The sequence below is a fragment of the Mycobacteroides chelonae genome, from assembly GCF_016767715.1.
Taxonomy (GTDB): Bacteria; Actinomycetota; Actinomycetes; order Mycobacteriales; family Mycobacteriaceae; genus Mycobacterium; species Mycobacterium gwanakae.
Window position 1 is genome coordinate 563,382 of record NZ_CP050145.1, and the last position, 16,757, is coordinate 580,138.

At 63.3% G+C, this 16,757-nt stretch carries 18 protein-coding genes and 1 pseudogene; 12 read left to right on the forward strand and 7 right to left on the reverse strand.

Annotated features, from left to right (window positions below; genetic code table 11):
- Positions 1–32: 32 nt before the first annotated feature.
- Positions 33–266 (forward strand): annotated as a pseudogene (locus tag HBA99_RS02815) (hypothetical protein); the annotation flags it as partial.
- Between the two features lie 95 nt (positions 267–361).
- On the opposite strand, the gene HBA99_RS02820 reads toward HBA99_RS02815, so the two are convergent.
- Positions 362–700 carry a hypothetical protein gene (locus HBA99_RS02820; protein WP_030095753.1) on the reverse strand — a complete coding sequence of 113 codons (339 nt, stop codon included), beginning with the start codon at positions 698–700 and terminating at the stop codon, positions 362–364.
- Between the two features lie 147 nt (positions 701–847).
- Here HBA99_RS02820 and HBA99_RS02825 point away from each other — a divergent pair, with 147 nt between their 5' ends.
- On the forward strand, positions 848–1,747 hold the full coding sequence (locus tag HBA99_RS02825; RefSeq protein ID WP_070951602.1) for an endonuclease domain-containing protein: 900 nt from the start codon (positions 848–850) through the stop codon (positions 1,745–1,747).
- 16 nt (positions 1,748–1,763) lie between these two features.
- On the opposite strand, the gene ipdC is transcribed toward HBA99_RS02825, so the two are convergent.
- Genes ipdC through HBA99_RS02845 form a run of 4 tightly spaced genes read right to left on the reverse strand, consistent with a single transcriptional unit; the run spans position 1,764 to position 5,222 of the window.
- Positions 1,764–2,840, reverse strand: coding sequence for a (3aS,4S,5R,7aS)-5-hydroxy-7a-methyl-1-oxo-octahydro-1H-indene-4-carboxyl-CoA dehydrogenase (ipdC, locus tag HBA99_RS02830; protein ID WP_070951601.1), 1,077 nt, complete (start codon positions 2,838–2,840; stop codon positions 1,764–1,766).
- Positions 2,837–3,586 (reverse strand): CoA-transferase subunit beta, encoded by a 750-nt coding sequence (locus tag HBA99_RS02835; protein ID WP_070931578.1) that lies wholly within the window; start codon positions 3,584–3,586, stop codon positions 2,837–2,839. The genes ipdC and HBA99_RS02835 overlap by 4 nt, the downstream gene beginning before the upstream one ends.
- A complete protein-coding gene (locus tag HBA99_RS02840) occupies positions 3,583–4,452 on the reverse strand; it encodes a CoA transferase subunit A (RefSeq protein ID WP_070923448.1) in 870 nt (289 codons plus the stop codon). The genes HBA99_RS02835 and HBA99_RS02840 overlap by 4 nt, the downstream gene beginning before the upstream one ends.
- The gene (locus HBA99_RS02845) at positions 4,452–5,222 is read right to left on the reverse strand and encodes an enoyl-CoA hydratase family protein (RefSeq protein ID WP_030095748.1); all 771 of its coding nucleotides are present in this window, start codon (positions 5,220–5,222) and stop codon (positions 4,452–4,454) included. Before HBA99_RS02845 ends, HBA99_RS02840 begins: the two co-directional genes overlap by 1 nt.
- Before the next feature lie 94 nt (positions 5,223–5,316).
- On the opposite strand from HBA99_RS02845, the gene HBA99_RS02850 reads away from it, so the two are divergent.
- Both HBA99_RS02850 and HBA99_RS02855 read left to right on the forward strand, forming a co-directional pair.
- The gene (locus HBA99_RS02850) at positions 5,317–6,099 is read left to right on the forward strand and encodes an SDR family oxidoreductase (RefSeq protein ID WP_070923447.1); all 783 of its coding nucleotides are present in this window, start codon (positions 5,317–5,319) and stop codon (positions 6,097–6,099) included.
- A 3-nt stretch (positions 6,100–6,102) separates the two neighbouring features.
- Positions 6,103–7,014 (forward strand): SDR family oxidoreductase, encoded by a 912-nt coding sequence (locus HBA99_RS02855; RefSeq protein WP_046252447.1) that lies wholly within the window; start codon positions 6,103–6,105, stop codon positions 7,012–7,014.
- On the opposite strand, the gene HBA99_RS02860 is transcribed toward HBA99_RS02855, so the two are convergent.
- Positions 7,011–7,511 (reverse strand): nitroreductase family deazaflavin-dependent oxidoreductase, encoded by a 501-nt coding sequence (locus HBA99_RS02860; RefSeq protein WP_070931576.1) that lies wholly within the window; start codon positions 7,509–7,511, stop codon positions 7,011–7,013. The two genes, HBA99_RS02855 and HBA99_RS02860, sit on opposite strands and share 4 nt — an antisense overlap.
- A gap of 17 nt (positions 7,512–7,528) precedes the next feature.
- Here HBA99_RS02860 and HBA99_RS02865 point away from each other — a divergent pair, with 17 nt between their 5' ends.
- Together HBA99_RS02865 and HBA99_RS02870 are read left to right on the forward strand one after the other, a co-directional pair.
- Positions 7,529–7,915 (forward strand): DUF8021 domain-containing protein, encoded by a 387-nt coding sequence (locus HBA99_RS02865; RefSeq protein ID WP_070951600.1) that lies wholly within the window; start codon positions 7,529–7,531, stop codon positions 7,913–7,915.
- Between the two features lie 115 nt (positions 7,916–8,030).
- Positions 8,031–9,284, forward strand: coding sequence for a cytochrome P450 (locus HBA99_RS02870; protein ID WP_057967094.1), 1,254 nt, complete (start codon positions 8,031–8,033; stop codon positions 9,282–9,284).
- A gap of 47 nt (positions 9,285–9,331) precedes the next feature.
- Here the strand turns inward: HBA99_RS02870 and HBA99_RS02875 are convergent, their stop codons facing one another.
- The gene (locus HBA99_RS02875) at positions 9,332–10,492 is read right to left on the reverse strand and encodes a steroid 3-ketoacyl-CoA thiolase (protein WP_070923443.1); all 1,161 of its coding nucleotides are present in this window, start codon (positions 10,490–10,492) and stop codon (positions 9,332–9,334) included.
- Positions 10,493–10,709: 217 nt separating this feature from the next.
- Here HBA99_RS02875 and HBA99_RS02880 point away from each other — a divergent pair, with 217 nt between their 5' ends.
- Genes HBA99_RS02880 through HBA99_RS02905 form a run of 6 tightly spaced genes read left to right on the forward strand, consistent with a single transcriptional unit; the run spans position 10,710 to position 16,752 of the window.
- A complete protein-coding gene (locus tag HBA99_RS02880; protein ID WP_057967092.1) occupies positions 10,710–11,969 on the forward strand; it encodes a cytochrome P450 in 1,260 nt (419 codons plus the stop codon).
- Positions 11,970–11,992: 23 nt separating this feature from the next.
- Complete coding sequence (locus HBA99_RS02885; RefSeq protein WP_070931574.1) at positions 11,993–13,054, forward strand: acyl-CoA dehydrogenase family protein; 1,062 nt, start codon at positions 11,993–11,995, stop codon at positions 13,052–13,054.
- 9 nt (positions 13,055–13,063) lie between these two features.
- Positions 13,064–14,227 (forward strand): acyl-CoA dehydrogenase FadE29, encoded by a 1,164-nt coding sequence (gene fadE29, locus HBA99_RS02890; protein ID WP_030095739.1) that lies wholly within the window; start codon positions 13,064–13,066, stop codon positions 14,225–14,227.
- 28 nt (positions 14,228–14,255) lie between these two features.
- On the forward strand, positions 14,256–15,206 hold the full coding sequence (locus tag HBA99_RS02895) for a bifunctional MaoC family dehydratase N-terminal/OB-fold nucleic acid binding domain-containing protein (RefSeq protein WP_070923442.1): 951 nt from the start codon (positions 14,256–14,258) through the stop codon (positions 15,204–15,206).
- Complete coding sequence (locus HBA99_RS02900) at positions 15,176–15,595, forward strand: MaoC family dehydratase (RefSeq protein ID WP_057965253.1); 420 nt, start codon at positions 15,176–15,178, stop codon at positions 15,593–15,595. Before HBA99_RS02895 ends, HBA99_RS02900 begins: the two co-directional genes overlap by 31 nt.
- A gap of 2 nt (positions 15,596–15,597) precedes the next feature.
- The gene (locus HBA99_RS02905; protein WP_030095736.1) at positions 15,598–16,752 is read left to right on the forward strand and encodes a lipid-transfer protein; all 1,155 of its coding nucleotides are present in this window, start codon (positions 15,598–15,600) and stop codon (positions 16,750–16,752) included.
- The last annotated feature ends 5 nt before the right edge of the window (positions 16,753–16,757 follow it).

Consider the following 16,757-nt stretch of genomic DNA (forward strand, 5'->3'; position numbering starts at 1 on the left):
CTCTGAGCGCGTCGCGGGCGTAGCCTGAACTGATGCGTGCAGGAATCCTGATCGGCACGGCCGCGGCGGCCCTCGGCGTCATCGCAAGCAGTGCGCCGGCATCTGCCGAACCGTGTCCGCCGGAGGTCTGCAGCATTCCCGGATTGCCGGGCGGCAGTCTGCCGTTCAATCCGCAGATGTCTGACCTGCCACAAGACCCGATGTGGATGGGCCAGGCCTGGGATTGGTTGAGCAAGCGGGACAACACAGGCATGTTCGACACCCCAGGGGCAGCGGACTTCATTCGGTCGCAGCCATCCGATGCGTGGGTGCCGGAACAGGCGCCGCTGCCACCCCTACCGGGGCCTGCTCTACCGGGCGACTAGTTTCCGGCCCAGGTGCCGAACGGGACGTCAGGGTCGGTGCCCAGCGGGGTATCCGGGTCGGCGCCACCGATGTCGTTGGCATGGTCCGGGACATAGGGATCGGTTCCGTACGGCACGTCCGGGTCGGCGCCGCCCTTGTTCTGGTCCTGCAACAACACGTGGTGCGGACCGCGGTCGGTCGGTAGCTCCATCGCCCCTTGTGAGGGTGCGTGGATGGGTTGCTCGGGTACCAATGGTTCGTCGGGGTCGGCCGCGGCGATCGGTGCCAGCACGAAGGCGGCGGCTGCGGCCAAACAACACGCAGCTGTCGAGAAGCTGAACGTTCGATGTCTCATATCTCCAGGATTCTCCCGTATTCTGTGAATCCGCTGTCCCTATCCTTGCCCATTCCTGTCGAGTGGGAATCTGGCGAGGGATTTCGGCCGATTTCCCTCGTGAGATTCCCACTCAGATTTGTCAGTGGTGAGTGGCATGCTCCCGCTATGGGAGAGGTTCCATGGCCGTTTCGTTCGGGTGAGGCTATTGCTTCCGGGGCTGTGACTGAGCACGAAATCCGTCGTCGATACGAACAGCTCTACCCATCCGTGTACGTTCCACGCGGATCGAATGTGACGGCCATACAGCGTGCGCGGGCCGCATGGTTATGGTCGCGGCGGGGCGGGGTGGTCGCGGGCTTGTCCGCGTCGGCGCTTCTCGGCTCAAAGTGGGTAGATGGTTCGGCCCCAGCGGAATTGATCTATCAGAACCATAAGGCGCCGACGGGGTTGAGGGTTCACCGAGAGTCATTGCTGGCAGACGAGGTTGCCCGCGTTGACGGCCTCGCGGTCACCTCGGCGGCACGCACGGCCTTCGATCTTGGACGCTGGTTGCCGCCGCACACCGTTGTTGAACGCTTGGACGCCCTGATCGCAGCTACTGGCGTCAGCCCTGCACAGATTCTTCAGATCGCGGATATGCATCCCGGAGCCAGGGGGCTGGTGGCGCTCGGCAGGGCGCTGGAGTTGGTCGACGGCGGAGCAGAGTCACCTCAAGAAACCCGCACGAGGCTGCTTCTCGTAAAGGCGGGATTCCCCACGCCGCGGACTCAGATCCGGGTCTACACGCGCTATGGAGAATTCGTCGCGAGGATCGACATGGGATGGGAGGACCTCAAACTCGGAGTCGAATTCGACGGCGCCCAGCACTGGACTGATCCGCATCAGCGTTCCCGCGATGTCGACCGGTCAGCCGGACTCTCCGCAGAGGGCTGGACCATCATTCGGGTGACATCCGAGATGCTGCGGCATCGAGCGGGCACGATCGTGGCCCGGGTCGATGAGGCGTTTCGAATGGCGATGTCGAGTGGGAATCTGGCGAGGGATTTCGGCCGTTTTGCCTCGTGAGATTCCCACTCGGCGGTTAGAGGATGGCCGCGTTCGCACTCTTCAGATGGGCGACCGCTTCCGTCACGATCGCGTCGATCAGGTCTTGACAGCTGGGCAGGTCATCGAGGATGCCCGCGACCTGACCGGAGGCGAGAACACCGGCACCGGTGTTGCCCTCCACCAGACCGGCTTTCAGCAGCATCGGGGTGTTCGCGGCCATGAGCACCTGAGACCAGGTGAGCTCCTTGCCGTGACGCATCGCCAGGCCGTCCTTGACCATGGACCGCCACGTCATTCCCGACATCTTCTTGAACTTGGCCGCGTTCCGGATCGCTGCACTGAATCCACGTACCCGCGAACCGCTTTCGAGCTTCTCGACCAGCTCGGTGCGCAACACCCGGTGCGGCATGCCGTCGACCCGGGTCGACACCACGGTGCCGTCGAGGGCCGAGGCCAGATAGCGCTCCTTGACTGCATCCGGCACGGTGCTATCGGAGGTCAGCAGGAATCGGGTGCCCATGGCGACACCGGCCGCGCCGTAGGACAGCGCGGCGGCGAGGCCACGCCCGTCGAAGAATCCACCGGCGGCGATGACCGGCATTCCGGTGTCCTTCACCGCATCGAGCACCGAGGGCAGCAGCAGGGTGGTTGCCACCGGACCGGTGTGTCCGCCGCCCTCACCACCCTGGACGATCACCGCGTCGGCGCCCCAGGCGGCGACCTTCTTGGCATGCTTGGCTGCGCCGATAGACGGAACCACCACCACGCCATTGTCTTTCAGCTTGGCGATTAGATCCTGCTTGGGTGCCAGCGCGAACGAGGCCACCTTCACCTTCTCGCGGATCAGGAGATCGATGCGCTCGGTGGCATCACCGGCGTCAGCACGGATGTTCACACCGAAGGGTTTATCGGTGAGTGACTTCGTCTTCGAGACTGCCGCGACCAATTCTTCCAGCGTCATGGTCGCCGAGGCGAGGATGCCCAGACCGCCGGCGTTGGAGGTGGCGGCCACCAGTCGCGGTCCGGCCACCCAGCCCATGCCGGTCTGGACGACGGGATGGTCGATGCCGACCAGCTCGGTCAGCGCTGTTTTGAGGACCGGTGCGCTCATTGCTTGACTTCCTTGTCCCGGAACGACTTCGGATCGATCACCTCGCGAATGATCCGTAGCTCTTCATCGGTGGGCAGACGGGTCTCACCGGCGTCGGCCAGCCCGTGCACCTCGAAGCTGGTGTTGGACGCGACGTCCTCGGCCGAGACGCCGGGGTGCAGTGACAGGGCCTGCATCTCGTGGTTGGGCCCGTTGAAATCGAACACACCCAGGTTAGAAATCACCCGGAACACGTTGAGGTACTTGTACGCCGGGTTGGCCGGGTCGACCTTGTCGTAGCCTACGCCCGAGACGATGTCGACAGAGTTCCCGAACACACGCGCCGAGTGGTTGCCCACCCAATACGACGTGGCGTGATTGATGGTGTTGCCGGGAGCGCCGCGCACACCGAACATCTGCCGGGTCGGGTGCTGCAGCGGCCCGAACGCCGAGAGGTTCTGATTGCCGTAGCGGTCAATCTGGTTGGCGCCCATGACGACATGCCGGCGGCCGGAGGCCACCACATCGAACACCTTGCGGAAGGGCATCCACCCTTCGATCGGCGAGACGCCGCCGATCGCCGGTGTCTCGGCCATCAGGACGGCCTCGCCATCGGAAAGCACCAGATCAGGGGAGAACGTCAGGCGAGCCAGCCGGGCGCCGACGGTGGACATGGTCGACATCGCGGAGGCCATGATCTCGCCTGCGTCCCTGAACAACTCGGCGCACGCCACGGCGCATACCTCGGCGCGGGTTGCCTCGCTCATGCCTGCTGCTCCTTAAACCGCTTAACGGCTGCCTGGTAGTCCTCTTCGGAACCGGACAGGTAGGTGTCGACGAAGGTCTGCCAGGTCTCCGGATCCCCGGCGGCCTCGGCGTAGTGCCGCTGGAACTTCTCGTCGCGGCCGTAGTCGGCGGCGCCGATGGTGAAGTGCGCGCCACCGGGAGCTTCCACCACCTTGTCCACCATCATGCGGTTCAGCAGAAGTGACTGCAGAGGAACGGTTTTCACCAGTTCTTCGGTGGAGACGACCTTCTCTACAGAGAGGAAGCGGCGCTCGGCTGCCAGGCAGTAGAGGTCGTCGAAGTATGGGTCCACTCCGGTGTAGGCGGCATTGCCGGTGGCGTCACCCAGGTTCAGGTGCACGAATGCGGCGTCCAGATTCAGCGCGGGCATCGCGACCAGGGTCTCGTTATCCGCATACGGGGATGTGACGGTCTTGAGCTCGTCTCCCCAGAAATTCATGACGTCCGAGCCGAGCCCGGCCCGGATGGGCAGGAACGGCAGGCGGGCGGCGGCGGCTTCCAGGCCGCACTTGACCATGCCCTCGTCCATCTCGCGGGACTCGATCGCGCCGGTGGTGCGCGCCTTGGCGAACCACGGGTCATAGAACGGCGGCGAATCCAGGGACACGAAGCCGTAGTAGGCCTTTTTGACCTTGCCCGCCGAACACAGCAGGCCCAAGTCCGGTCCGCCGTAGGTGACGACCGTCAAATCCTTGACATCCGAACGTAAGATCGCGCGCACGAAGGCCATCGGCTTGCGGCGCGAACCCCAGCCTCCGAGGCCGATGGTCATGCCGCTGCGCAGTTCGGAGACGACCTCGTCGAGAGTGCTTGTCTTGTGTGCCATTAGTTTCCCTTCGGCTTTCCGGTCTCGACGAATGCGTCGCGATGCTCGTCGGCGACACCCGCCAGGTTGAGCTCGAATGTGAAGCCCTGCTCCATGCGGTAACTCGACTCGACGTCCTGCGGATCGATGAAGTTGATGGCTTCCTTGGCGGCGCGGATGACGCGGGTGTCCTTGGCGGCGATGTCACGCGCTACGCGCAGCGCGGCCTCGTCGAGCTCCTCCCGTGGCACCACCTCGTGGATGGATCCGTAGTGGTGCAACGTTTTTGCGTCAACCTTGGCCGCGGTGTAGAACATCCGGCGCATCACATGCTGGGGAACCAAGCGCTGCAGATGAGTGGCGGTGCCGAGCGCACCACGGTCCACCTCGGGCACGCTGAACACCGCGTCGTCGGAGGCGACGATCACGTCGGCGTTACCCACCAGGCCGATTCCACCGCCGAGGCAGAAGCCGTTGACGGCGGCGATGACGGGCACCTTGCAGCGGTAGACCGCGCTGAAGGCTTCGAAACAGCCGCGGTTGGTGTCGATCAAGGCGGTGAAGCCCTGTCCTTCCGCCTGAGTGCGCTGCATTTCCTTGATGTCGGCGCCCGCGTTGAACCCGCGGCCCTCGGCTCGCAGGATCACGACGTGGGTGGACGGGTCGTTGCCCGCGGCCAGGATGGCGTCGGCCAGCTCAAACCATCCGCGCGAGGGGATGGCGTTGACCTTCGGATAGTCGACGGTGACGGTCACGATGCCCGGTTCAACCGTCGCGGTGATGATGCCCATGAGACTCCTCAAGGTACCGAAACAAGCACTTGCTTGGTACGCTACCATGGCTCGAAAGCGCAGGACAAACAGCAGGAATACAGCAAGGAGTGACGTGCGAACCCCTTACGAACTCGGCCTCGCGGGTCGCGTCGTGCTGGTCACCGGAGGTGTCCGCGGCGTGGGTGCCGGGATCAGCCGGGTGTTCGACGAGCTCGGTGCAACGGTGATTACCTGTGCGCGCCGTCCCGGTGAGACCCCTTACGAATTCCATTCCTGCGATGTCCGTGATGAAGAGTCGGTCGATGCGCTCATTAACACCGTTGTTTCCACGCATGGGCGTCTGGACGCCGTCGTCAATAACGCCGGTGGTGCGCCCTTCGCACTGGCTGCCGACGCGAGCCATAACTTTCATCGCAAGATCATCGAACTGAATCTGCTCTCCGCCTTGCTCGTCTCGCAGCGCGCCAACGCCGTGATGCAGCGGCAGGACGAGGGCGGCACCATCGTCAACATCACCAGCGTGAGCGCAAGCCGGCCCTCGCCGGGTACCGCCGCATACGGCGCCGCCAAGGCCGGGCTCGAGAGCCTGACTCGGAGCCTCGCTGTGGAATGGGCGCCTAAGGTGCGGGTGAATGCCCTGGCCGCCGGAATGATCCGCACCGAGCTCTCGGAAATGCACTATGGCGATGAAGAGGGAATCGCGTCCGTCGGCGCGACGGTACCGCTGGGCCGCCTTGCCAATCCGGACGAGATTGGTTGGACGGCAGCGTTTCTTGCCTCGCCCCTATCCTCCTACGTGACGGGTTCGGTTCTTACGGTTCACGGTGGAGGGGAGCGTCCCGCGTTCCTCGACGCCGCCAATGTCAACAGCAATGAGAACGGCGAAAAGGAATAGAACATGCCAGGTTTGCTCGACGGTCGGGTCGTCATCATCACCGGTGCAGGCCGGGGCATCGGACGTGCGCACGCGCTGGCGTTCGCGGCCGAAGGTGCCCGGGTGGTCGTCAATGACATCGGTGTGGGCCTGGATGGATCGGCTGGCACCAGCCCCGCTCAGGAAGTGGTCGAGGAGATCAAGGCTGCCGGTGGCGAAGCCGTCACCAATGGTGATGATGTCGCCGACTGGAACGGTGCCAAGAACCTGATCGACACCGCCGTCAATTCCTTTGGCCGTCTGGATGTTCTGGTCAACAACGCCGGATTTCTGCGCGACCGGATGCTCGCCAACATGAGCGAGGAGGAGTGGGACGCGGTGATTCGTGTGCACCTCAAGGGGCACTTCGCGCCGCTGCGTCATGCCGCCGCGTACTGGCGTGACGAGTTCAAGGCCGGCAATGCGGTGGATGCCCGCATCATCAACACCAGCTCCGCCGCCGGGCTGCAAGGCAGTGTCGGGCAAGGGAATTACGCCGCCGCCAAGGCCGGTATCGCCACCTTGACCCTGCAGGCTGCTGCCGAGATGGGCCGCTATGGCATCACTGTCAACGCCATCGCTCCGGCCGCGCGTACCCGGATGACCGAGGCAGTGTTCGCCGAGACCATGGCCAAGCCCGAGGACGGTGCATTCGACGCGATGGCCCCGGAGAACGTCTCGCCGCTGGTGGTGTGGCTGGGCAGCCCGGAGTCGCGCGCGGTCACCGGAAAGGTGTTCGAGGTCGAAGCCGGCATCATCCGCGTCGCCGAGGGATGGGCGCACGGTCCGCAGGTGGACAAGGGTGCGCGTTGGGACCCAAGTGAATTGGGTCCCGTGGTCACCGACCTGCTCGATAAGGCTCGTACGCCGGTTCCGGTCTACGGCTCACAGGGTTAGGGCTCCAGGATGACGACGGGAATCTTGCGGGTCGTGTACGACTGGTACTTGTCGAAGTCGGCGTAGAGCTCGACGAGCTTGGGCCAGTAGTACGCGCGTTCCTCGTCGGTCGCGGTGCGGGCCGTCATGGTTCGGATATCGCCCTTTATCTGAACGGTGACTTCAGAATTCGCCTTCAGGTTGAGGTACCACGCCGGATTGGCGTCGCGTCCGCCCTGCGACGCCACCAGGACGATCTTGTCGCCGTCGGGTAAGTAAAGCAGCGCGCTCAGCCGCTTCTGCCCGGTCTTGCGGCCGATGGTGGTGATCAGTAGTACCGGTATGCCCCAGGGGAAAGCCGCACCCACACGCCACTTTCCGCCGAGGCGGCCGTCGGTCCGCTGATACAGCCAGACATTGGCGGTGGTCATCCACTTGATCAGCTTTCCGGCCAACTCCGAGTTCAACTGGGCGGGTGCATTCGCGGAGGAGCCGCTCGCGGCAAGACCATCAGACATGGCCCTATGCTACGAGGGTGTCAACACCTGGAGCCTCCGACGAAGTACGTATTGCCGCCGCAAATGCCTACATCGAAGCCCTCGTCACCCATGAGGCAGACGCGGTGCCGTTCGCCCCGGAATGTGTGCGGATCGAGCAGGGTGTCAAGACGGGCTTTTCTGGAGATCACTTGCGGCGCAGCCTGAATAACGGACCGCAGTTCCGGCTGATTGCTGTCGCGTCCAATCGGCAGTTTCGTGTCGAAGGTGACAACGTCATCGCGAGTTTTGTCATCGAGACCAAGGCAAAGGTCGCCGGATGGCGCGTCGTGGCAAAAGTGGACGAGACGTTCAAGATTCCGGCTACTGATCCGCGGATCCACCACATCCGGGCGATCTTCGTGCCGAAGCTGTCACGCGCCTAGAACGCGTTCTAGATCTGGGGTTTTTTCTCGACACACCCTTGTCCCGGGGTCGATTTCTGTGCTTCACTGCCACTAGAGCCATTAGTGAAATGCGTCACAGGCTGGGAGGTACAGCGTGGTACAGGCCCAACATCCCCACTTGCCGGATGGTATCGACTTCACCGATCCCGATCTTTTTGTGCACGGGATCCCAGAGGTCGAGCTCGCCGAACTGCGGCATACCGAACCGATCTGGTGGAATCACACCGAGCGTGGGGTCGGCGGATTCGATGATGACGGTTTCTGGGTGGTGTCGAAACATAAAGATGTCAAAGAGATCTCACTTCGGTGCGATGTATTCTCCAGCGAGCAGAACACCGCGATACCGCGCTATCTGGCCACCACGCCGCGTGAGCGCATCGACGCGACCCGCTTGATCATGCTGAACATGGACCCACCGCGGCACAGCAGGTTGCGGCACATCATCAGCCGAGGGTTCACGCCGCGCGCGGTGAACCGGCTCCGCGATGACCTCAATGCCCGCGCGCAGGGCATCGCGAAATCGGCGGCCCGACTGCAGCACGGCGACTTTGTGGAACAAGTGGCTTGCGAGCTTCCGTTGCAGGCCATCGCCGGTTTGTTGGGCACTCCGCTCGAGGAACGCGAGCAGCTGTTCGACTGGTCCAACAGGCTGGTGGGTTCCGACGATGGCGAGGATGACAGCGCGATCGCCAGCGCCGAGCTGTTGATGTATGCCATGCAGGTCGCGGCACGCAAGACAGCGGAGCCCGGCCCGGATATCTGTACCGACCTGGTGAATGCCGATATCGATGGGCAGAAGCTTTCCGATGACGAGTTCGGTTTCTTCGTCATGCTTTTGGCGGTGGCCGGCAATGAGACGACTCGCAACTCCATCACTCATGGAATGCATGCCTTCACGCAGTTCCCGGAGCAGTGGGAGTTGTACAAGAAGGAGCGTCCGGAGACGGCGGCCGATGAGATTGTCCGTTGGGCAACACCGGTGACGTCTTTCCAGCGCACTGCGCTGGAGGACACCGAGCTTGGTGGTGTGAAGATCAAGAAGGGTCAGCGGGTGGTGATGATGTACCGCTCGGCCAACTTCGATGAAGAAGTCTTCGAGAATCCGTTTACCTTCGACATCATGCGTAACCCCAACCCGCATGTGGGATTTGGCGGAAATGGCGAACACCATTGCGTCGGATCCAACCTGGCCCGCATGACCATCAACCTGATGTTTAACGCCATCGCCGATCACCTGCCGGACCTCGCGTCGGCGGGCGAGCCGGACAGGCTGCGATCCGGATGGCTCAACGGGGTCAAGCACTGGGAAGTTGACTTCTGCCCGGCCGGGTTCGGGCGGGCCAGCTGACGAAAAGGCCCCCGGACACCGAGGTGCCGGGGGCCTTCGCGCAGGTACTAGATCCGCTCGATGATGGTGCCGGTGGACAGCGCGCCACCGGCACACATGGTGATCAAAGCTGTTGACTTGTCGGTACGTTCCAGCTCGTGCAGTGCCGTGGTGATCAGGCGGGCACCGGTGCTGCCGACGGGGTGCCCCAGCGCGATGGCGCCGCCATTGACGTTGACCCGGTCGAAGTCCGGCTTGTGCACCGCGGCCCAAGAAAGCACCACCGAGGCGAAAGCCTCGTTGATTTCGACGACGTCGATATCGCCGATCTTCATGCCCGCGCGGTCCAGCACGCGCTGCGTCGACTGCACCGGGCCGTCCAGGTGGTAGTAGGGCTCGGCGCCGACGAGTGCCTGCGACACGATGCGGGCGCGCGGCGTCAGGCCCAGTGAGCGGGCCTTGTCCTCGTCCATGAGCAATACCGCAGCCGCACCGTCGGAAATCTGCGAGGACGTACCGGCTGTGTGAATACCCTCCGGCATAACGGGTTTGAGGTTTCCCAGAGATTCCAGGGTGGTGTCGCGCAGGCCCTGGTCGCGGCTGACCGTCAGGGTCTCACCGGTGGGGTTACCTTCCTTGTCCACCTGCGGCGCATCAAGCGCGGTGATCTCGCGATCGAATCGTCCTTCGGCCCATGCCTGCTTGGCCAGTGCCTGCGAGCGCACTCCGAGGCCGTCGACATCGGCGCGGGTGATGCCGCGGCGCTTGGCAATCCGCTCTGCTGCCTCGAACTGATTGGGCATGTCGATATCCCAGGACGCGGGGCGGGGGATGCCGGTGCCGCCGACGTTGGCGCCCAGTGGCACGCGGCTCATCGATTCGATACCGCAGGCGATGCCGGTGTCGATCGCACCGGAGTAGATCAGGCCGGCGATGAGGTGGTTGGCCTGCTGCGCGCTGCCGCACTGGCAGTCGATGGTGGTGGCACCGGCGGCTTCGGGCAGCCCGGCGTGCAGCCATGCCTGCCGAGTGATGTGGCCGCCCTGCTCACCGAACTGGGTGACACAGCCGCCGATAACCTGCTCGACTTCGTGCGGATCCAGACCTACACGGGTGATCACCGACTTCTGGATGCTGCCGAGCAGCTCGGCCGGATGCAGGCCCGCGAGCCATCCACCACGTTTGCCGATGGCGCTGCGCGTCGCTTCGACGATGACCGGATTACCCATGGAGCTGCTCCTTTGCGCTCTGAACGTTGACTTCACGGTAGAACACGTTCCAGTCTGGAAGCAATGAGAACGTGTTCTCCCCCCATCCACCACGTTTTGTCTGCGCTGATCGTGTGCTTCAATGGGGCTAGAGAGTGTCGTATCTCACTAAGCTCTCACTAGATGCTCTAACAAGATCGTCCCTGAATGACGCCCTGAAAGGCCATAGGAGTTCAACGTGGTGCACCCCAGCCTTCCCGCCGGTTTCGACTTCACCGACCCGGAGATCTACGCAGAACGGCTCCCGATCGAGGAGCTCAAGGAGCTACGGAAGACGGCTCCGATTTGGTGGCAGGAGCAGCCCGACGGCGTCGGCGGCTTCAATGACGGCGGGTATTGGGTCGTCTCCAAGCACAAGGACGTCAAGGAGGTGTCGCTGCGTAGCGATGTCTTCTCCAGCTGGGAAAACACCGCCATCCCGCGGTTTCAGGATGACATCACCCGCGAGGCCATCGAGCTGCAGCGCTACGTGATGCTCAACATGGACGCCCCGCATCACACCCGGCTGCGCAAGATCATCTCCCGCGGTTTCACGCCCCGGGCGATCGGCCGGCTGCGCGACGAGCTGAACGAGCGCGCTCAGCAGATCGCGAAGGCCGCCGCGGCGACCGGCTCGGGTGACTTCGTGGAGCAGGTGTCCTGCGAGCTGCCGTTGCAGGCCATCGCGGGTCTGCTCGGGGTGCCCATCGAGGACCGGGGCAAGCTCTTTAACTGGTCGAACGAGATGACCTCGTACGACGACCCCGAGTTCTCGCACATCGACCCGGCGGCATCGTCGATGGAGATCCTCGCCTACTCGATGGAGATGGCGAAGCAGAAGTCCGAGAATCCCGGCGAGGACATCGTGACCACCCTTATCAACGCCGAGGTTGAGGGCGAGGGCAAGCTCTCCGATGACGAGTTCGGCTTCTTCGTGATCATGCTCGCGGTGGCCGGCAACGAGACCTCACGCAACTCGATCACCCAGGGCATGATGGCCTTCACGCAGTTCCCGGAGCAGTGGGAGTTGTACAAGAAGGAGCGTCCGGAGACGGCGGCCGATGAGATTGTCCGTTGGGCAACACCGGTGACGTCTTTCCAGCGCACTGCGCTGGAGGACACCGAGCTTGGTGGTGTGAAGATCAAGAAGGGTCAGCGGGTGGTGATGATGTACCGCTCGGCCAACTTCGATGAAGAAGTCTTCGACGATCCGTTCAGCTTCAATGTCATGCGTAACCCGAATCCGCACATGGGATTCGGTGGCAGCGGTGCGCATTTCTGCATCGGTGCGAACTTGGCGCGGCTGACGATCAACCTGATGTTCAACGCCATCGCCGACCACATGCCCAACCTGGCTCCGGCCGGCGACCCGAAGCGACTGCAGTCTGGCTGGCTCAACGGCATCAAGCACTGGCAGGTTGATTTCAACGGCGCCAGCGGTTGCCCGGTTCTGCACTAGCCATTCAAAAGGAAACGCACGCTATGGATTTCGCTTTCGCGGAGGAGCAGCAGGCTGTCTCCGACGTGGTCGAAGCGGTACTTGCCGATCGGGAGTTCATCGGTGTGGTGCCCGAGGTTGGATATGACGACGGATTGTGGCAGTCGCTGGCCGCGAATGGGGTCCTGAGTCTTGCGCTGCCTGAACGGCTGGGCGGCGACGGACTGGGCCTGGCCGAAGTGTCGGTGGCGTTGCGCGTGCTCGGAAAGCACGGCGCATTGACGCCGGCGCTGGCGACGCTCGGATTCGGCGTGGTTCCCCTGGTGGAGCTGGCCTCTGTCGAGCAACAGGACAGATTCTTCGACGGCGTCGGCTCCGGTTCGATCCTCACCGCGGCCCTCGATGAGCCAGGGTCCGCGCTGCCCTCGTCGCCCTCGGTTTCCGCCGTGCGCGACGGTTCCTCGTTGGTGTTGAACGGTCGCAAGATCGGCGTTCTACATGCTGCCGAGGCAAATTGGATACTTGTCACCACCGACAACGGCGTCGTTGTGGTGGCACCCAACACCCCGGGAGTGACGATCACCCGGACGCCTACGGCCAGTAAAGCCGCCGAATACGCGGTGACCTTCGCCGATGCCTCGGTACCCGATTCGGATGTGTTGGGCGGGTCTGTTGAGCGTGTGAACGAGCTCGCCTTGGCGGCGGTCGGTTCCTATGCGGACGGATTGGTCTCTGGCGCCCTGCGCCTGACCGCCGATCACGTGTCCAACCGGGTGCAGTTCGGCAAGCCACTGGCTACCTTCCAAGCGGTTTCGCAGCAGCTGGCAGACGTGTATGTGGTCTCGCGCACGCTGAATCTCGGTGTCACGTCTGCGGTATGGCGTCTCTCTGCCGGGCTTGACGCGACGGAGGATCTGGACGTCGTGGCGTTCTGGATGGCCGCGGAAGCGCAGCGAGTCATGCAGATCTGTCATCACCTGCATGGTGGTCTGGGCGTCGACATCACCTACCCGATGAACCGCTACTACTCGACCATCAAGGACCTGAGTCGTCTGGTGGGTGGGTCCTCCGAGCGCCTCGACGTTCTCGCTGCGGCCCAGGTTTAGGAGCCAGTGATGCTGATAGATCTCACGCCGGAACAGGCGAAGTTGCAAAGCGATCTGCGACAGTACTTTTCGAATCTGGTTACTGCCGATGAGACGCGCGAGATGATGGTCGACCGCCACGGCTCATCCTATGAGGCAGTGGTGCGGCGGATGGGTCAGGATGGCTGGCTCGGCGTGGGCTGGCCGAAGGAGTACGGCGGGCACGGATTCGGTCCGCTGGAGCAGCAGATCTTCATGAACGAGGTCATGCGGGCGGACGTGCCGATGCCGTTGGTGACGCTGCAAACCGTCGGTCCGACTCTGCAGAAGTACGGGACCGAAGTGCAGAAGAAGAAGTTTCTGCCCGGAATCCTCGCGGGTGAAATACATTTCGCCATCGGATATACCGAACCGGAAGCCGGGACAGACTTGGCGTCGTTGCGTACCACCGCGGTACGCGATGGCGATCACTACATCGTCAACGGGCAGAAGATCTTCACCACCGGTGCCCACCAGGCCCAGTACATCTGGTTGGCCTGCAGGACAGACTCGGATGCGCCCAAGCACAAGGGAATCTCGATTCTCATCGTCGATACCAAGGACCCGGGCTACTCATGGACCCCGATCATCACCAACGATGGTGCGCACCACACCAACGCCACCTACTACTCGGACGTGCGGGTTCCGGTGGACATGCTGGTGGGTGAAGAGAACTTGGGATGGAAGCTCATCACCACTCAGCTGAACCATGAGCGGGTTTCGCTCGGACCGTCCGGCCGGATCGCGGGTATGTACGACCGCGTCTACGAATGGGCCGCCAAGCCGGGACACGACGGTGTGGCGCCGCTGGCGCATGAGGATGTGCGCCGGGTTCTGGGCGAGATGAAGGCCGTGTGGCGCCTCAACGAGCTACTCAACTGGCAGGTGGCCTCGTCGGGTGATGACATCAGCATGGCCGATGCTGCCGCAACAAAGATCCTTGCCACTGAATGGATTCAGAAGCTCGGCCGGTTGAGTGAGGGTGTCGTGGGGCGCTATGGAGACCCCGCCGACGCGAACACTGCCGAGACCCTCGAATGGCTGGACGCTCAGACCAAGCGCCACCTGGTGATCACGTTCGGTGGCGGTGTGAACGAGGTGATGCGCGAGATGGTCGCGACGGCTGGTCTGGGTACTCCCAGGGTGCCGCGGTGATGAAGGCTTGCGCGAAGAACGGACAATCATGAGCGTCGTGGATATTCAGGACGGCTTCGCCGAGATCAAGGCCGCCGGACCCAGCGCCCCCCGTCTGGCGCGCGATCCGGTGAATCAGGCCATGATCAACAACTGGGTTGAGGCGATGGGGGACCGCAACCCGATCTACGTCGACGAGGACGCCGCGAAGGCCGCCGGGCATTCCGGTATCGTCGCGCCGCCCGCGATGGCGCAGGTGTGGACCATGGCCGGGTTGTACGGCGAGCGCTCGGGAGACGACCCGCTGGGCCGGGTGATGGAGCTGCTCGATTCGGCGGGTTACCAGTCGGTGGTCGCCACCAACTACGAGCAGATCTATCACCGCTATCTGCAACTGGGCGAGCAGGTCACCACCACCAATGAGGTGACCGAGGTCTTCGGGCCGAAGCAGACCGCGCTCGGCGAGAGCTGGTTTATCAACATCCACGCCGAATGGCATGTGGGCGATGAGCTCGTCAATGAAATGAACTGGCGCATCATGAAGTTCCGGCCGGGCGCTAAGAAGTCGGCCGAGGTGCCAGATGATCTCGATCCTTCGAAGCTGATGCGTCCGTCCTGGTCGAGGGATAGCGCGTACTTCTGGGAGGGCGTCGCGGCCCATGAACTGCGGTTGCAGAAGCGGCCCGATGGGTCGTTGCAGCATCCGCCCGTACCCGCTGTGTGGCAGGACAAAGACGCTCCGATCGAGTACCAGGTGTCCAGTGGGCATGGCACGGTGTTCAGCTACGTGGTGCATCACGCCCCTCAGGTGCCTGGTCGCACACTGCCTTTCGTGATCGCGCTGGTGGAGCTTGAAGAGGGTGTTCGGATGCTGGGCGAGCTTCGAGGGGTATCGCCCGACGATGTTCAGATCGGGTTGCCGGTTCAGGTGACATATCTGGACTTCCCCGCCGAGGGGGAGAGCCCGGCATGGACTCTGTATGCCTGGGAGGCAAAGTGACCACCGTTGGCGAGAAGCTGCCCGAGCTGAAACTTGAGGGCACTCCGACGTTCATCGTGTCGACCGCGCTGGCCACGCGTGACTTCCAGGACGTGCATCATGACCGTGACCTGGCGCAGGCGAAGGGGTCCAAGGACATCTTCATCAACATCCTGTCCGACACCGGTCTGGTCGAGCGATTCGTCACCGACTGGGCCGGACCTTCGGCTCGGGTGAAATCGATTTCGCTGCGTTTGGGTGTGCCGTGGTACGCCTACGACACCACGGTGTTCTCCGGCGAGGTGACCGCCGTCGATGACGGCGTCGTGGAAGTGGATGTGGTGGGCAACAACAGCCTGGGTGCGCATGTCACCGCCAAGGTCAAGCTGACGATCGGAGCAAGCGCGTGAGCTTGTCGGGTAAGGCCGCTATTGCCGGTATCGGTGCCACCGACTTCTCGAAGAAGTCGGGCCGATCCGAGTTGAGGTTGGCGGCCGAGGCGGTGCTCGATGCGTTGACGGATGCCGGTTTGTCTCCCGACGAAGTCGACGGCCTGGTGACCTTCACCATGGACTCGAACCTGGAGACCGCGGTCGCGCGTTCGACGGGCATCGGCGAGCTGAAGTTCTTCAGCCAGATCGGCTATGGCGGTGGCGCGGCTGCGGCGACGGTGCAGCAGGCCGCATTGGCGGTCGCTGCCGGTGTCGCAGAGGTGGTCGTCGCGTACCGGGCCTTTAATGAGCGCTCGGAGTTCAGGTTCGGTCAGGTGATGACGGGACTGAGTTCGACCGCCGACTCGCGAGGCGTTGAGTACAGCTGGTCGTACCCGCACGGGCTGAGTACGCCGGCCGCCTCGGTGGCGATGATCGCTCGCCGGTATATGCACGAATACGGTGCCACCAGTGCCGATTTCGGTGCGGTGTCGGTGGCGGACCGTAAGCATGCGGCCACCAATCCGAAGGCATTCTTCTACGGCAAGCCGATCACCATTGAGGACCACCAGAATTCGCGGATGATCGCCGATCCGGTGCGACTGCTGGACTGTTGCCAAGAGAGCGATGGTGGGGTGGCGATCGTCGTGACGACACCGGAGAGGGCCAAGGATCTCAAGAACCGGCCGGTGGTCATCGAGGCGGCCGCGCAGGGGTCCGGCGACGACCAGTTCACCATGTACTCGTACTACCGGGACGAGTTGGGATTACCCGAGATGGGACTCGTCGGTCGGCAGCTCTGGGACCAGTCCGGCTTGACGCCCAACGATATTCAGACCGCGATCCTGTATGACCACTTCACGCCGTACACCTTGTTGCAGCTCGAAGAACTCGGCTTCTGCGGCACGGGCGAGGCCAAGGACTTCATCGCCAACGGTGCCATCGAACTGGGCGGAAAGCTGCCGATCAACACACACGGTGGTCAGCTCGGCGAGGCCTACATCCACGGTATGAACGGCATCGCTGAGGGCGTGCGTCAGCTGCGAGGAACCTCGGTGAACCAGGTGCCCAATGTCGAGCACGTGCTCGTCACAGCGGGCACCGGTGTGCCGACGTCCGGCCTCATCCTGGGATAGCCGGC

Coding starts and splice junctions, on each gene's coding strand:
- HBA99_RS02845 (WP_030095748.1), bottom strand. CDS start 5,222: ATGGGCATCATCACCGCGACGGTTGAACCGGGCATCGTGACCGTCACC.
- HBA99_RS02840 (WP_070923448.1), bottom strand. CDS start 4,452: ATGGCACACAAGACAAGCACTCTCGACGAGGTCGTCTCCGAACTGCGC.
- HBA99_RS02860 (WP_070931576.1), bottom strand. CDS start 7,511: ATGTCTGATGGTCTTGCCGCGAGCGGCTCCTCCGCGAATGCACCCGCC.
- HBA99_RS02820 (WP_030095753.1), bottom strand. CDS start 700: ATGAGACATCGAACGTTCAGCTTCTCGACAGCTGCGTGTTGTTTGGCC.
- HBA99_RS02825 (WP_070951602.1), top strand. CDS start 848: ATGGGAGAGGTTCCATGGCCGTTTCGTTCGGGTGAGGCTATTGCTTCC.
- HBA99_RS02900 (WP_057965253.1), top strand. CDS start 15,176: ATGGACTCTGTATGCCTGGGAGGCAAAGTGACCACCGTTGGCGAGAAG.
- HBA99_RS02885 (WP_070931574.1), top strand. CDS start 11,993: ATGGATTTCGCTTTCGCGGAGGAGCAGCAGGCTGTCTCCGACGTGGTC.
- HBA99_RS02895 (WP_070923442.1), top strand. CDS start 14,256: ATGAGCGTCGTGGATATTCAGGACGGCTTCGCCGAGATCAAGGCCGCC.
- ipdC (WP_070951601.1), bottom strand. CDS start 2,840: ATGAGCGCACCGGTCCTCAAAACAGCGCTGACCGAGCTGGTCGGCATC.
- HBA99_RS02855 (WP_046252447.1), top strand. CDS start 6,103: ATGCCAGGTTTGCTCGACGGTCGGGTCGTCATCATCACCGGTGCAGGC.
- HBA99_RS02835 (WP_070931578.1), bottom strand. CDS start 3,586: ATGAGCGAGGCAACCCGCGCCGAGGTATGCGCCGTGGCGTGCGCCGAG.
- fadE29 (WP_030095739.1), top strand. CDS start 13,064: ATGCTGATAGATCTCACGCCGGAACAGGCGAAGTTGCAAAGCGATCTG.
- HBA99_RS02875 (WP_070923443.1), bottom strand. CDS start 10,492: ATGGGTAATCCGGTCATCGTCGAAGCGACGCGCAGCGCCATCGGCAAA.